Raw genomic sequence first — 13480 nt, forward strand, 5'->3', positions numbered from 1 at the left:
CGCCTGCGAGTTCGTCACCCGGACACCCTACGGCCCGTGCCGACCCCGCTCAGACTCCCGTCTCCGCGGCTATCCGCCCCTTCCTGATCGCCGCGACTAACTCCGCGTGATCCGCTTCCGTACGGTCCGCGTAGGCCACCGCGAAATCGGCCAGCGCCTCGTCCAACGCCTCCCCCTTGCCGCAGTACCCCGCCACCACACGCGGATCGGCACTATGCGCATGGGCCCGGGCCAGCAACGCACCCGTCATCCGCGCGTAGTCGTCTATCTGGTCGCCGGAGAGGGCGGCCGGGTCGACGCTGCCTTTACGGTTCCGGAACTGCCGCACCTGGTAGGGCCTCCCCGCCCCCTCCCCCCGCCCCCCACCCCGCCTCCAGGACAAGGGCTCACCCCCAGCCCCACCCCACGCCTCGCCACGTCCCCCACCCCACGCCTCGCCACGCCCCTCACTCCGCGCCCCACGCCCCTCGACCACCGCGTCACTGCACCCCTCGGCGCAAGGTTCAGCCCACGTATCGCCCACGTCCTCAGCCGATATGCCGAACCCGGGACCGGCCTCCGTCCGCCCCACCACGCCCTCAGCCGATATCCCGAACCCGGCACCGGCCCCCGTCCGCCCCACCCCTTCAGCCGACGTCCCACCCATCGGCCCAACCCATGTCGCGTCCGCCCCATGAGCTGTTGTCCCAGCCCTCAGCCCTTCCCCTGACTGCCTCAGTCCCTCGGCCGATGCCCTCGCCCCTGGGCCATCCCACGCCTCGCCACGCCTTCCGTCCCGCGCTTCGAGCCCCGCCTGCCCCCGGGGCTCCCCGTCCCCCTGACTCCACAGCACGCTCTCCCTGGCGCCCCGCGCTTCGTCCCGTGCCTCGGGCCGCAGCTCGCGTGCCGTCTCGTCCTGCGCCTCAGGCCCTACCGACCACGCTTCGGCCCACGGCTCGGCCGGCCCTTCTGCCCGCCCTTCGCCCCTTCCCCGGCCACGCCCGCGCTCGTGTCCCCGCCCCGCTTGCTCCCCCGCGTCACCACCGTTCCCGCCGCTTCTCGCGTGCGGCTCGTGCACCGTTGTCCAGCCCAGCAAGCTGTCGCTCACCACCTGCATGTGCCGCTGTCCGCGTACGATCCGCCGGCCCTCGTGGGCGACCGTCTGCGCAGGGAAGCCGGCTTTCTCCACGTACGGAGTCAGCGCCGAACTCCTCGCCTCCTTCACCTGGAGCACCAGTGGCTCACCTCGGTGGTCCAGCAACAGCACCACGTAGGAGCGCAGGCCCACACTCCCCGTGCCCACCACCCTGAACGCCACATCCTGCACCTCGTACCTGGCCAGCAGCGGAAGCCGGTCCTCCGGCAGCGTGTCCAGGTAGTCGGCGAGCGAGGAGACGACCGCGGCGGCCTCCGCGTCCGGTATGCGGCGCAGTACGGGCGGAGCGTCCACGAACCTCCTGCCGCCGCCGGGTATCTCCTCAGTCGACTTCGCCGCGAACCGCGCGCTGGTGTTCTTCCGCGCCTTGGCCACCACCTGCTCCAGCGTGCCCAGCAGATCGCGAGCGTCCGCGTGGGAGACCAGTTCCTCGTCGGCTATCGCGTTCCAGGCGTCGGCGGCCGACATGCCCGCCAGCAGCCGCATCGTGCGGCGATACGCGCCCACCGCGTCACGGGCCGCCTCACGACACTGCTCCTCGCTCGCCCCCGCCTCCCGGCCTGCCAGTACCAACGAGGCCACGAGTCGCTTCAGATCCCACTCCCAAGGCCCGTACAGCGTCTCGTCGAAGTCGTTGAGATCCATCACCAGCTTGCCGCGGGCGTCGCCGTAGAGACCGAAGTTGGCCGCGTGCGCGTCACCGCATATCTGCGCGCCGATGCCGGTCACCGGGGTGGTCATCAGGTCGTACGCCATCAGGCCCGCGGTTCCGCGGAGGAAGGCGAAGGGACCGGCAGCCATGCGGCCGACCCGTATGGGCACCAGTTCCGGCAGACGGCCGGCGTTGGACTCCTCGACGATCGTCACCGCGTCGGGCCGCCCGGCATCCGGCGCGAACCGGCCATGCGCGGAACGTGGTGCCCGCTCCCGCAGCGCCTTGCCGACCGCCTTCGGCGCGGGCCCCCGCGCGTCCGGCCTCGCGAACCCCGTTACGTACGGCAATCGCGTCACCGCCGCCACCTCCCCCTTCGTGCCCCCTGCCCGGCCCCGGACACCGTCGCCCGGTCGCGTCGGAACGCCCGCAGAAACCGGTGGTCTGCCGCCGGTCGCCGGGATGCGGTCTCCGCCGCGTGGTCACGACGGTACAGACAGACCCCGCCTCGCGGCAGGGCCTGTGGATAACTCTGTGTGACGGATCTGGGGGGGAGGAGCGAGGGCTGGCCGGCTTGGTCGGGTCGACCGGTCGGTCAGCCCGGTCGACTCAGACGCCGACTGCCTCTTCCATCTCCTCCTCGGCCTCCTCCGCCGCCTCGGACCGCCCGGCCTGCTCCGTGCGCTCGCCGTCGCCGGCCGTCGCGGCATGGGCGGGGTGGCGTTCCGGCACCGTTGCGGCCACGGCGGCCGCGGCCACGGCCGTCGCGTTCTGTGCCGCGGCCGCCGCCGCGCGCCGACGGCGTGCCTCGGCCAGGGACGCCACGCCAACCATCACGAGGCCCACGACCAGCCACAGCACCAGGGTCCAGACGTGCCCGGCCAGCCCGTTGCCGTCGAAGTAGACGTGGCTACGGGTGCCCTCGACGAAGCCGGCGCCGTTCCAGAACGCGTGGAGGGAGGCGAAGAAACCGTTCTGCAGCTCGGGGCGGAAGACACCGCCCGCAGAGGTGAAGTTGAGCATCACGAACAGCGCCATGACACCCAGCGTGGTCCAGCGCTTGAGGAACGTGTGCAGCCCGGTACCGATCAGCAGGATGCCCGCCGAGTACAGCCAGGCCATGGCCCACAGCCCCCACAGCCCGTGGTCCACGAGGTGGAAGACCGGGCCGGCGAAGAGCGTGCCGAGGATGCTGACCACGAACGAGGTGCCGACCGCCAGCGCCGCGCGCAGCCGGATCGGCAGGACGGCCCCGGCGCCGCCGATCACCGCGACCGAGGCGTACGAGCCGATGCTGATCGCGACCATCAGGAAGAAAAGACCCTGGCTCGTCGGGTCGTCCTCGGCCGGCGGGGCGACGTCGGTGACCTTGAGCGGCAGGCCCTGCTGGGCCGCGACGGGTGTGAAGATCTTCTGCACCACGGTCGCCGTGGTGTCGGAACCGGCGGTCGCGACCATCAGTTCCGGCGCCGCCTTCGCCCCGGCGCCGCTCTTCGCCGCCGACGCGCCGTCGCTCTTCGAGGCCGGTGCCCCGCCGCCGGGGCCGTGCGCGTCCATCACGTACGCGCCGAAGATCTCCTGGTGCTTCAGCTGGTCCTCGGCCTCGGCCCGGCTGCCGACCGTGCGGACGTCCAGGCCGCCGTGTGCCTTGTCGCTGATCGACTGGGCGAGCACCTGCGTCTGGGAGCCCGAACCGACCACAGCGACGGGCAGGTGGTGCGGCTCGGGATGCGCGAACGCCCCCAGGTAGGCCAGGCCCATCCCGATGCACATCAGCAACGGGGTGATCAGGTGGGTCAGGACGTGCCGCAGATCGGCTCGGTGATCGGGGCGGTGGTGGTCAGGACGTCGGACCGAACTCATGCGTCGTGCCTTCTCAAGCTAGTCGCTCAGCATCGAGTAGTTGGCTTATACAACTCTCATTCCACGTTGTACTATACAACTACTTCAACGAAAGGCAAGCAACCGTGGCCCGCAGAGACGAATCCGTCGAGACCATCCAGCAGGAGATGACCGCGTTCGCCCGCCGGGCACGCGCCACCGCCGCCCGTATGCACCCCGAGCTCTCGCTCGTCTCCTACACGCTGCTGGCGCACCTCGACGACCAGAAGGGATGCCGCGCGACCGACCTCGCCGCGCACTACCTCCTGGACAAGTCCACGGTCAGCCGGCAGATCTCCGCCCTGGAGAAGCTCGGCTTCGTCGAACGCCGCGTCGATCCGGACGACCACCGTGTCCAGGTACTGCACCCCACGGCCAAGGGCGCGCAGATGCTGGCCAATGTCACCGCCAGCCGCCGCCAGGCGTTCCACGAACGGCTCGCCGACTGGGACGAGGAGGACCTGGACCGTTTCGCCACGTACCTGTTGCGCTACAACGCCGCGCAGGAACGACACGGCTGAGGGGCACGGACGGGCCGCGCCGGCCCCGCTCCCCAACCCTTCGCCATCGCCCAGGCCTGCCCCAGCCCCACCAGAGCTGCCCAGCCCGTTCGGACCCGCCCGACCCCTTCAGACCTGTCCCGGCCCCTTCAGGCCCGTTCAGGCCTTCGCCAAGACCCGTTCAGCCCCACCCAGGCCCGTTCAGCCCCACCCAGGCCCGTTCAGCCCCACCCAGGCCCGTTCAGCCCCGGAAGCGTTCCGGGCACTGTCCGCCGTCGGCGAGGTACGTCTCCGCCCACCGGGACAGTTCCTTGAGCGCGGGATCGAGCGCCCGCCCCGCCTCGGTCAGGCGGTACGAGACGCGCAGCGGCGGGCCGCCGTCCACCTCACGTACGACCAGACCGGCCGCGGACAGCTCCGTGAGCCGGTCCGAGAGCATGCGCTCGCTGATACCGGGGACCGCCCGCCGCAGCTCGGCGAAGTACACCGGGCCGTCGAGAAGGACGGACACGACCAGGCCGGTCCATCGCTTGCCGAACAGCGCGAAGACCCGCGTCATGCCGGTGTCCACCTGCCTGCATGCCTCTTCGCCGCGCTCCGTCATGCACCCAGGTTACTGCGCCGCCGTTGGGTACTAAAGAAAAGTAAGCTACTGTTCTATCCATAGGTACGAACGGAACTCATCCTCGGGCCGCCACCCGGCCACGACCGAAGGACCGCATCATGGCCACGCTCCTGCATCTCGACTCCTCCCTCTTCACGACCGACGGATCCGCCTCCCGCGCGGTGACCGCCGCCTTCCGCAAGGCCTGGGAGGAACAGCACCCCGACGGCACCGTCGTCTACCGCGATCTCGCCGCCACGCCGCTGCCGCACCTGGAGGCCCCGGGATTCACCGCCGCCTTCAGCGCCCCGGAGGACCACACCCCCGAGCAGCGGACCGCTTTCGCGCAGCGCCTCGAACTGGTGGAAGAGCTGGAGCAGGCGGACGCGGTCGTCATCGGCGCCCCCATGTACAACTTCACGATCCCCTCCACCGTGAAGGCATGGCTGGACCACGTGATCATCATGGGCCGGACCACCGGGGACGAGTCCACGCTCAAGGGCAAGCCGCTGACCGTCGTCACCAGCCGTGGCGGCTCCTACGCCCCGGGCACGCCTCGCGAGGGCTTCGACTACGTCCAGAACTACCTGGAGGCCGTGCTCGGCACCATGTTCGGCATGGAGGTCGACTTCATCGTCCCCGAGCTGACGATGGCGCCCACCAACCCCGCGATGGCCGAGCTCATACCGCTGTACGAGGCCTCCCGCGACAAGGCGTTCCAGGAAGCCGCCGACAAGGCCAAGGCCCTCGCCGCACGCCTCGCCGCCTGACGCACCGCGCCCTGCCCCGGCCCGCACAGGACCACACACATCCGGCACGGGGCCGCACACATCCGGCACGGCACCGCACACATTCGGCACAGACCCGGCTACGCGCCCGGCCCGGACTTCACCCGGGTCGGGCGGCTTTACGCCCCCGACTCCGCGTCGCGCGCCAGCAGCGCCGCCTGTACCCGGTTCTCGCAGCCCAGCTTGGACAGGATCCGGCTGACGTACGTCTTCACCGTTGCCTCGCTCATGTGGATCCGCTCGCCTGCGTCGGCGTTGGAAAGCCCCTCGCCGAGCAGGGACAGCACCTCCCTCTCCCGTTCCGTCAGGACGGACAGCCGCCGCCTGGCCTCCTCCGCACGCCGTGCCGCACGGGACGCGCCGGTCTCGCCTCCGGCACCGCTGCCGCGCGCCACCAGCGAATCGGCCACATGCCGGGTCGCCATCGGCGACATGTAGGCATGGCCCTCGGCCGCGGCGCGCACCGCCCGGATCAGTTCGTCCGGCGCGGAGTCCTTCAGCAGGAAGCCCGCGCTTCCCTCGCCCATCGCCCGCAGGACGTTCTCCCGCTCCCCGAACGTCGTCAGGATCAAGGCCCGTACGGCCGGTGCCGCGCGGCGCAGCTCGGCGAGTGCCGTCAGCCCGTCCATGACCGGCATCTGGATGTCCAGGAGCACCACGTCCACGCCGTGGCCACGCGCGGCCTCGACCGCTTCCCTGCCGTTGCCCGCCTCCGCCACGACCGTGATGTCCCGGTCGGAGGTGAGGATCATCCGGATACCGGCTCTGATGAGCGGCTCGTCGTCAGCGACGATCACCCTGATCACTCGGGCTCCCGCACGGGCTCGTTCGGTTGTTTCCACGGACAGCGCCATCTTCCCCCCATTCACGCGCCGGTCCGCCCGGCCGCCCTCAGACCTTCCCCAGGAAGGTCCGCTTCTCCACCAGCTTCCCGTCCTTGAAACAGAACCGGAACGCGCGCTCCTCCTCCCAGTCCGAGGACGGTTCGGTGGACGCGAACGTCTCGCAGCGCGCGCCCTCCGGCTTCGCCGGCCCCTGGTCGTTCAGCCCGCTGTTCAGGAACGACTCCTCCGGCAGTTGTTCGCGCACCTCGGCCTCCGGCGCCCCCGTCCTCATCCGCTCGAAGGTGCCCGGTGACACCGAGCTCTCCTCCATCTCCTTGAAGAGCTCGACCGTCCCCCACGCGGTCACCAGGCCCAGGACCACGACCACGCTCGCCGCCAGACCGCACCCGACGGCGAACCCCCTGCGCCTCGCCTCCCCGGGGAACATCGCCGTGTCCGGCGCCGCGTACACCCGCGACCAGTCGATGACCGGCTGCCCGTCCTTGCCGGTACGCACCACGGGACGCCCGCGACCGGTGTCCGGGAAACCACCGCCCGGAGCACCGAAACCAGCCGGGCCACTCAAGCCGTCCGGGCCGTCCGGGCCATCCAGGCCGCCCGGGTCGACCGCCCCTGACGGTCCGGCCGTCGGCACGGCGTCGGGCTCCCTGGCCGTCGTCGCCACGCCCACCGGCCCGTACGGCAGTACCCCGGCGAGCCGGAAGCCGCCGCCCGGCACCGGGCCGCTGTGCACCATGCCGCCCACCAGCCGCGCCCGCTCTCGCAGCCCTGTCAGCCCCTGGCCGCCGCTGACCTGGGGGCCGCCGGCCGCGCCCGGCGGCACCGGCCCGTTGACGACCTCCACCAGCAGCGAGTCCGGCTCGTAGCGCAGGGCCACCGCCACCGGTGCTCCCGACGCGTGCTTGTGCGCGTTGGTCAGACCTTCCTGCACGATGCGGTACGCGGCCCGGTCGACGGCCGGCGTCAGCGCACGCGGCTCCCCCGACCGGGAGACGGATATTCGCGCCCCCGCGCCACGCGACGCCTCGGCCAGCGCCTCCACCTGATCCACCCCGCGCCGCCCCGCGTCCGGAGCCGTGCCCGCGCCGAGCGCCGGATGTGCCGCGGCCGCGTCCTCGTGCTCGTCACGCAGCAGGCCCACGACCTCGCGCAGTTCGCGCATCGCCGCCACCGAGGCTCCGCGCAGCACACCGACGGCCTCCCGCTGCCGCTCGTTCAGCTCGGAGTCCACCTCCAGCGCGCCCGTGTGCACGGCGATCAGCGTGAGCTGGTGCCCCAGGCTGTCGTGCATGTCCTGCGCGATGCGCTGCCGCTCGCGCAGCCGCGTCTGACGGGCGATCATCGCGTTCTTCCGCAGCAGTTGGGTGCGCTGCGCGTGGAGTGTCTCCACCAAGGTGCGGTTCTGCGACCAGTAACGGCTCGCGATGCCCGGCATGGCCACTATCGCCAGGAAGGACACCGCCAGGATCATCAGCTTCTCCGGCGACACCAACGGGAGGTCCTCGACCACGGGCACCACCGTGCTCACCACCAGCGCCGCCGCGAACACCGCCAGGGCCCGCGCGCTGCCGGCGATCCGGCGCCCGGCCGACCAGCCCGCCACGATCAGCAGCACCATCATCCCCGCGTACGGCCAGCTCAGCGACGCCGCGAGGATCAGGACCGTACCCGGCAGGGCGCGGCGCAGCGGTGCGAGCACCACCACCGCGGCCGTCACGAGCCATGTACGGACGTCTCCGCTGTCGCTGATCTTCTCCATGCCGAGCGCGATCAGCCCGAGCAGCAGGGCCAGCAGCGATTCACCGACGACGCGGTACGGCGGCCACTGCTCCGGACGGGCCAGGCACCGCCACACCCGCTCGACCGCGGCTCGGGCTTCCGCGACCCGGACCGCCGTCGCACGGCCCGTCGCGCGGGCCCTTGCACCGACCGCCGCCCGGCCCGCCACCTGTTCCTTCCCCCTGATGTTCACGCTCCGAGCGTAGGCACGCCCTGCCCGCCGGCACAGTCACCATTCGTCGCTCCCTACCGCGACGAAAGTCGCAGCCCCGAAGCCCCACCACTCCCACCAACCCCGCCGTCCCCGCACACCGGCCCTGCCTCCGCCCCCGCCTCTCCCCGACCCGTCCCCCTCACCCTCACCCCTCCTCCCCCTCTCCCGTCACCTCCCCCTCTCCCTTCACACCTTCCCCATCCCAGGCCCCCTCCCCACCCCCACCGCAACCAACGCCCCCACAGCCAACGCGCCCCCGCTCCACAGCACCGCGCTGATCCCCCAACCGTCCGCCACCCGGCCCCCACCGAAGGCGCCCAGCGCGATGGCCGCGTTGAACACCGCCACGAACAGCGCGGACGCCGCCTCACGCGCCTCCGGGGCCACCACCATCAACCACGTCTGCGTACTGACCGACACCCCTCCGTAAGCCAGCCCCCAGACCGCCAGCAACGCCGCCGCACCCGGCACACCCACCCCCAGCACAGGGACCAGCAGCACAGCCCCCGCCAGCACCGCGCTGATCACCACCAGCGTGCCGCGCGGCGACCGCCCCGCCCCCGCACCGCCCGCGAAGTTCCCCGCCACCCCCGCGACCCCGTACACCAGCAGCAGCGTGCTGATCACCCCAGGACCGACCCCGGACACCTCCTCCAGCACCGGCCGCACATACGTGTACGCGGCGAAGTGCCCGCCTACCAGGAGCGCCACCACCACCAGCCCGGTACGCACCCGCGCGTCCCGGAACAGCCTCAGCACCCCGCCCAGCCGTACCGCCCCCTCGGCCGGCAGCGGCGGCAGCAGCACGGCCAGCGCCCCCGTGACCAACGCCGCCAGTACGCCCACCACCACGAACGCCGCACGCCACCCGCCCAGTTGCCCGATCAGCGTGCCCATCGGCACCCCGAGCACCGAGGCGGCGGCCACCCCACTGAAGATCAACGATGTCGCCGCAGCCACCGACCGCGCCGCCACCAGCCGTACCGCGAGTCCCGCCGCCAGCGCCCACACGCCACCCATACCCAGCCCGACCAGCACCCGCGCCGCCAGCATCACCCCGAAGTCCGGTGCCCACGCGGCCAACAGGTTCGCCGCCGCGAGCATCGCCATCAGCCCGCACAGCACCACCCGCCGGTCCGCCCGGCCCACCGCCAGGGTCAGCACCGGCGCCCCCAGCGCCGCGACCACCCCGGCCACCGTGAGCGTCAGCCCCGCCGTACCGTCCGTGACCCCCAGCCCGCCCCCGATGGGCGTCAGCAGCCCCACCGGCAGCATCTCCGACGTCACCACCGTGAACGTGGCCGCCGCCAGCACCCCCACCGCGGGCCACCCCGCGCCCCTGCCCGGCCGCAACTCGCCGCCGCGGCCCGCCGTTTCCTCGATCGTCGTCATGTCCCCCAGCCAATGCGCAGCCGCCCGCGGGAACAACGGCGGACGTCTCACGCTTCCATGAGCGTGGCTCATCGATCCCGGAGTACCCGGAGTACCCCTTCCCCCCGGAGCAACACCGCGCCCGTCACCTCCGGCGGCCTGGAGATGCGCGAACTGGAGTGCTTCCTCGTCCTCGCCGAAGAACTGCACTTCGGGCGCACCGGCGCACGCCTGTACGTCTCCCAGAGCCGCGTCAGCCAGCTCCTGCGCGCCCTGGAACGCCGCGTCGGCGCCCGCCTCGTCGAACGCACCAGCCGCCGGGTACGGCTCACCCCTCTGGGTACGGACTTCCTCACCGGCCTCCGCCCCGCCTACGACGCCCTGCGCGGCACGGTCGAGTCCACCGTCGCCGCTGCCCGCGGCATCGAGGGCCGGCTGCGCATCGGTTTCCAGGGAACCGCCGACGACCGCATCATGCGGGCCATCGACACCTTCCAGGCCCGCCATCCCGGGTGCGCCACGGAGATCGCCGAAATCCCGCTCCAGGACCCCTTCGGCCCGGTGCACCGGGGTGAGGTCGACGCCGCCGTCGTCCTGCTGCCCGTCGAGGAACCCGGCCTCGTACTGGGCCCGGTCTTCTCCGAGCAGCAGCAGACCCTGGCCGTCTCCGTACGCCACCCCTTCGCCTCCCGCGCCTCCATCGACGCCGAGGACCTGGCCGACGGGCCGCTCGTCACGGTCGAAGGCCCCGCTCCCGAGTACTGGCGCTACGCCCAGGCCCCCACCAGCACCCCCGGCGGCCGCCCCATCCCGCCCGGGCCCGGCGTCCGCACCCTCCAGGAGGGCCTCACCCTGGCCGCCGCCGGACGCGGCGCGATGCTGCTCTGCCGCCCCACGGCGGACTACCACGGGCGCCGTGACATCACGTTCGTACCGGTCAACGGCCTGCCGGACTCCGCACTCGGACTCGTCTGGCACCAGGACCGCGAGACCGCGCGCACCCGCGCTTTCTGTACGGCCGTCAGCGACGTGATCTGACGCTCGCCGACGCGACGCAGGGCCGCTGGTGTGACGTAGGACTCACTGGGCGTCAGCGCGCGGGGGTGAGGCGCCGAGGGCGGAGATTCGCCGGGACAACGCAAAACACCCGGTCCGGGGAGCCCGGACCGGGTGTCTTATCTGTGCGCGAGGGGGGAGTTGAACCCCCACGCCCTTTCGGGCACTGGAACCTGAATCCAGCGCGTCTGCCTATTCCGCCACCCGCGCATTGGGTGTGTCATCCGATTCTCTCACGCGATCCGGGGTGTTCCGTCCGGGTCTTGTGCGAGCGCCTTCCGACATGCAGAACATTAGCACGCTGTCCGGGGTGGAATCACATCCGTTCTCCGGCACCCGCCCTTGACCTGCCCCGGAACCCCGTCGGGCCCCTCCGTCACCCGTCGGCCGGCACTCCGCCGTCGCCCACCGTCGCCCCGTCACGAAGGCCGCCCCGTCACGAAGGCCGCGCCGCCGCGAAGACCGGCCGGCACCGCGACCACCGTCGCCCGACCCGGCCGCCGCACCCCGCCACACCCCGCACCGGCCCCCGTACCGATCCCCCCTCCGGACGATCCCCGGTCACCCCTCCGCCCCACCCGACGGTCGCCCCTACGAGCCACGGCGATCACCCCTCCGCCACACCCGGCAGCCGCTTCTCCCCCCCCACCCGGGCACCCCTCCGCCCACCCCGGCAGTAACCCGTCCGCCACACCCGACCCCCGGCCCACCGGCGCCAACCCGCGCCCCCGCCCCCGTACCCGCCCCCGCACCAGGCCGGATCCCGCCACCTCGACCGATTCCCGCCACCCCCGCACACCCCCGCCCGCATCCGCCCCCGCCTCGCCGCCCCACCCGGTCGGCGAACCCGGCGGTTGCGGGACACTGTGAGTGGGGCACATCTACGATCGCAGTGCCATCGCAACGCCGGCGCGGTCTCATCGCGAAGCCATCGCGGTGCCGGGGCCCGCCCCGGCGGCCGGTGACACAGCGGGTTTCACCATGGCGGCACCGCGGCCCCATCGCGGTTACGCCGGAGTGACGCACCAGCAAGCAGCAGCGAGCAACCTTGTGAGGGGCGACACTCGTCCTCACGACGGGAAAGGGGAACCAGCCGATTTCCCGGCGCGTGGATACGATCAGTAAGCAGTATCAGGACGACCCTGTCGAAGACCGACCTGACGAAGACTGAGGAAGGAGGTGCCCCCGTGGGAGTACTGAAGCGCTTCGAGCAGCGTCTCGAAGGTCTCGTCAACGGCACCTTCGCCAAGGTGTTCAAGTCCGAGGTGCAGCCCGTTGAGATCGCCGGCGCGCTCCAGCGCGAGTGCGACAACAACGCCACCATCTGGAACCGCGACCGCACGGTCGTCCCCAACGACTTCATCGTCGAACTGAGCACCCCCGACTACGAGCGGCTCAGCCCGTACAGCGGCCAGCTCGGAGACGAGCTCTCCGGCATGGTCCGCGACTACGCCAAGCAGCAGCGCTACACCTTCATGGGCCCGATCAAGGTGCACCTGGAGAAGGCCGACGACCTCGACACCGGCCTGTACCGCGTCCGCAGCCGCACCCTCGCGTCCAGCACGTCCCAGGAGCATCCGGGAGCCGCCGCCGCGGCCCAGCGCCCCACCGCGCCCCGGAACAGCCCGTCCGGCCCCGGCGGTCATGTGGGCCCGCCCCCCATGCCCACCTCGCCGCCCGGTGCCGCCCAGCCCGCGCCCCGCCCGGGGATGCCCGGCGCCGGTGCGCAGCCGGGCGCGGCCTCCGACAGCTGGTACCAGGGCCGGGGCGGGGCGGAGCGGAGCGCGCCGACGCGACGCTGGATCGAGATCAACGGCAACCGACACCAGATCTCCCGGTCGACCCTCGTCCTGGGCCGCAGCACCGACGCCGACGTACGGATCGACGACCCGGGAGTCTCCCGCCGGCACTGCGAGATCCGCGTCGGAACGCCTGCGACCATCCAGGATCTGGGTTCTACCAACGGCATCGTGGTAGACGGGCAGCACACCACCCGCGCTACGCTCCGCGACGGCTCGCGGATCGTCGTGGGCAGTACCACCATCGTTTACCGGCAAGCCGAAGGGTGAAGCGGGGGCAATGTCAGAGCTGACCCTCACGGTCATGCGGTTGGGTTTCCTCGCCGTACTGTGGCTGTTCGTCATCGTGGCCGTACAGGTCATCCGCAGCGATCTGTTCGGCACGCGTGTCACACAGCGCGGCGCCGCCCGGCGCGGCGGCCAGGAGGCGCGTTCGCAGCAGCGCCAGCAGGCCGCTCCGCCGCAGCAGCGCCGCCAGGAAGGCGGCCGCGGCAACAACCGTCAGCGCCGCGGGGCCCCCACGAAGCTGGTGGTCTCCGAGGGCACGTTGACGGGGACGACCGTCGCCCTCCAGGGCCAGACCATCTCCCTGGGACGCGCGCACGACTCCACGATCGTGCTGGACGACGACTACGCCTCCAGCCGGCATGCCAGGATCTACCCGGACCGTGACGGCCAGTGGATCGTCGAGGATCTCGGGTCCACCAACGGCACGTATCTCGACCGGACCCGACTGACGACCCCGACACCGATTCCGCTGGGCGCCCCGATCCGCATCGGCAAGACCGTCATCGAGCTGCGGAAGTAGTGCTACGTCATGAAAGAGCGCGAGCGGAGCGAGCGAGCCGCGGCGGTC

General features: G+C 72.0%; 11 protein-coding genes and 1 tRNA gene. 5 read left to right on the forward strand and 7 right to left on the reverse strand.

The window, feature by feature from the left end; genetic code table 11:
• Nucleotides 1-49: 49 nt before the first annotated feature.
• Nucleotides 50-2146, reverse strand: coding sequence for a DUF2252 family protein (locus JXZ78_RS10265; protein WP_238782807.1), 2097 nt, complete (start codon nucleotides 2144-2146; stop codon nucleotides 50-52).
• 250 nt (nucleotides 2147-2396) lie between these two features.
• Nucleotides 2397-3650 carry an ABC transporter permease gene (locus tag JXZ78_RS10270; protein WP_238782808.1) on the reverse strand — a complete coding sequence of 418 codons (1254 nt, stop codon included), beginning with the start codon at nucleotides 3648-3650 and terminating at the stop codon, nucleotides 2397-2399.
• A gap of 104 nt (nucleotides 3651-3754) precedes the next feature.
• Here JXZ78_RS10270 and JXZ78_RS10275 point away from each other — a divergent pair, with 104 nt between their 5' ends.
• Nucleotides 3755-4189: a MarR family winged helix-turn-helix transcriptional regulator gene (locus JXZ78_RS10275; RefSeq protein ID WP_030018010.1), complete on the forward strand. Its 435-nt coding sequence runs from the start codon at nucleotides 3755-3757 to the stop codon at nucleotides 4187-4189.
• A 220-nt stretch (nucleotides 4190-4409) separates the two neighbouring features.
• On the opposite strand, the gene JXZ78_RS10280 is transcribed toward JXZ78_RS10275, so the two are convergent.
• On the reverse strand, nucleotides 4410-4772 hold the full coding sequence (locus JXZ78_RS10280) for a winged helix-turn-helix transcriptional regulator (RefSeq protein WP_030018011.1): 363 nt from the start codon (nucleotides 4770-4772) through the stop codon (nucleotides 4410-4412).
• A 119-nt stretch (nucleotides 4773-4891) separates the two neighbouring features.
• Here JXZ78_RS10280 and JXZ78_RS10285 point away from each other — a divergent pair, with 119 nt between their 5' ends.
• Entirely contained in the window at nucleotides 4892-5542 is a 651-nt protein-coding gene (locus JXZ78_RS10285; protein ID WP_030018012.1) for an FMN-dependent NADH-azoreductase, read from the forward strand.
• 137 nt (nucleotides 5543-5679) lie between these two features.
• On the opposite strand, the gene JXZ78_RS10290 is transcribed toward JXZ78_RS10285, so the two are convergent.
• From JXZ78_RS10290 to JXZ78_RS10300, 3 genes are all read right to left on the reverse strand, one after another.
• Nucleotides 5680-6366: a response regulator transcription factor gene (locus JXZ78_RS10290; RefSeq protein WP_030018013.1), complete on the reverse strand. Its 687-nt coding sequence runs from the start codon at nucleotides 6364-6366 to the stop codon at nucleotides 5680-5682.
• An 85-nt stretch (nucleotides 6367-6451) separates the two neighbouring features.
• A complete protein-coding gene (locus JXZ78_RS10295; protein ID WP_238782809.1) occupies nucleotides 6452-8377 on the reverse strand; it encodes a histidine kinase in 1926 nt (641 codons plus the stop codon).
• A 207-nt stretch (nucleotides 8378-8584) separates the two neighbouring features.
• Nucleotides 8585-9790, reverse strand: a complete 1206-nt coding sequence (locus JXZ78_RS10300; RefSeq protein WP_238782810.1) for an MFS transporter — start codon at nucleotides 9788-9790, stop codon at nucleotides 8585-8587.
• Between the two features lie 144 nt (nucleotides 9791-9934).
• Here JXZ78_RS10300 and JXZ78_RS10305 point away from each other — a divergent pair, with 144 nt between their 5' ends.
• Complete coding sequence (locus JXZ78_RS10305; RefSeq protein ID WP_030018061.1) at nucleotides 9935-10807, forward strand: LysR family transcriptional regulator; 873 nt, start codon at nucleotides 9935-9937, stop codon at nucleotides 10805-10807.
• 144 nt (nucleotides 10808-10951) lie between these two features.
• Here the strand turns inward: JXZ78_RS10305 and JXZ78_RS10310 are convergent.
• Nucleotides 10952-11035 (reverse strand) — tRNA-Leu (locus tag JXZ78_RS10310).
• A 977-nt stretch (nucleotides 11036-12012) separates the two neighbouring features.
• On the opposite strand from JXZ78_RS10310, the gene JXZ78_RS10315 reads away from it, so the two are divergent.
• Nucleotides 12013-12894, forward strand: a complete 882-nt coding sequence (locus JXZ78_RS10315; RefSeq protein WP_030017035.1) for an FHA domain-containing protein — start codon at nucleotides 12013-12015, stop codon at nucleotides 12892-12894.
• 10 nt (nucleotides 12895-12904) lie between these two features.
• A complete protein-coding gene (locus JXZ78_RS10320; RefSeq protein WP_030017036.1) occupies nucleotides 12905-13432 on the forward strand; it encodes an FHA domain-containing protein FhaB/FipA in 528 nt (175 codons plus the stop codon).
• Nucleotides 13433-13480: the final 48 nt, after the last annotated feature.

Origin of the sequence: Streptomyces monomycini, from assembly GCF_022271435.1 — a bacterium.
In the GTDB taxonomy this organism is placed as follows: Bacteria; Actinomycetota; Actinomycetes; order Streptomycetales; family Streptomycetaceae; genus Streptomyces; species Streptomyces monomycini.

Bases quoted from the DNA above. Each gene is read 5' to 3' on its own strand.
- JXZ78_RS10270 (WP_238782808.1), bottom strand. From the start codon at position 3,650: ATGAGTTCGGTCCGACGTCCTGACCACCACCGCCCCGATCACCGAGCC.
- JXZ78_RS10280 (WP_030018011.1), bottom strand. From the start codon at position 4,772: ATGACGGAGCGCGGCGAAGAGGCATGCAGGCAGGTGGACACCGGCATG.
- JXZ78_RS10285 (WP_030018012.1), top strand. From the start codon at position 4,892: ATGGCCACGCTCCTGCATCTCGACTCCTCCCTCTTCACGACCGACGGA.
- JXZ78_RS10300 (WP_238782810.1), bottom strand. From the start codon at position 9,790: ATGACGACGATCGAGGAAACGGCGGGCCGCGGCGGCGAGTTGCGGCCG.
- JXZ78_RS10305 (WP_030018061.1), top strand. From the start codon at position 9,935: ATGCGCGAACTGGAGTGCTTCCTCGTCCTCGCCGAAGAACTGCACTTC.
- JXZ78_RS10320 (WP_030017036.1), top strand. From the start codon at position 12,905: ATGTCAGAGCTGACCCTCACGGTCATGCGGTTGGGTTTCCTCGCCGTA.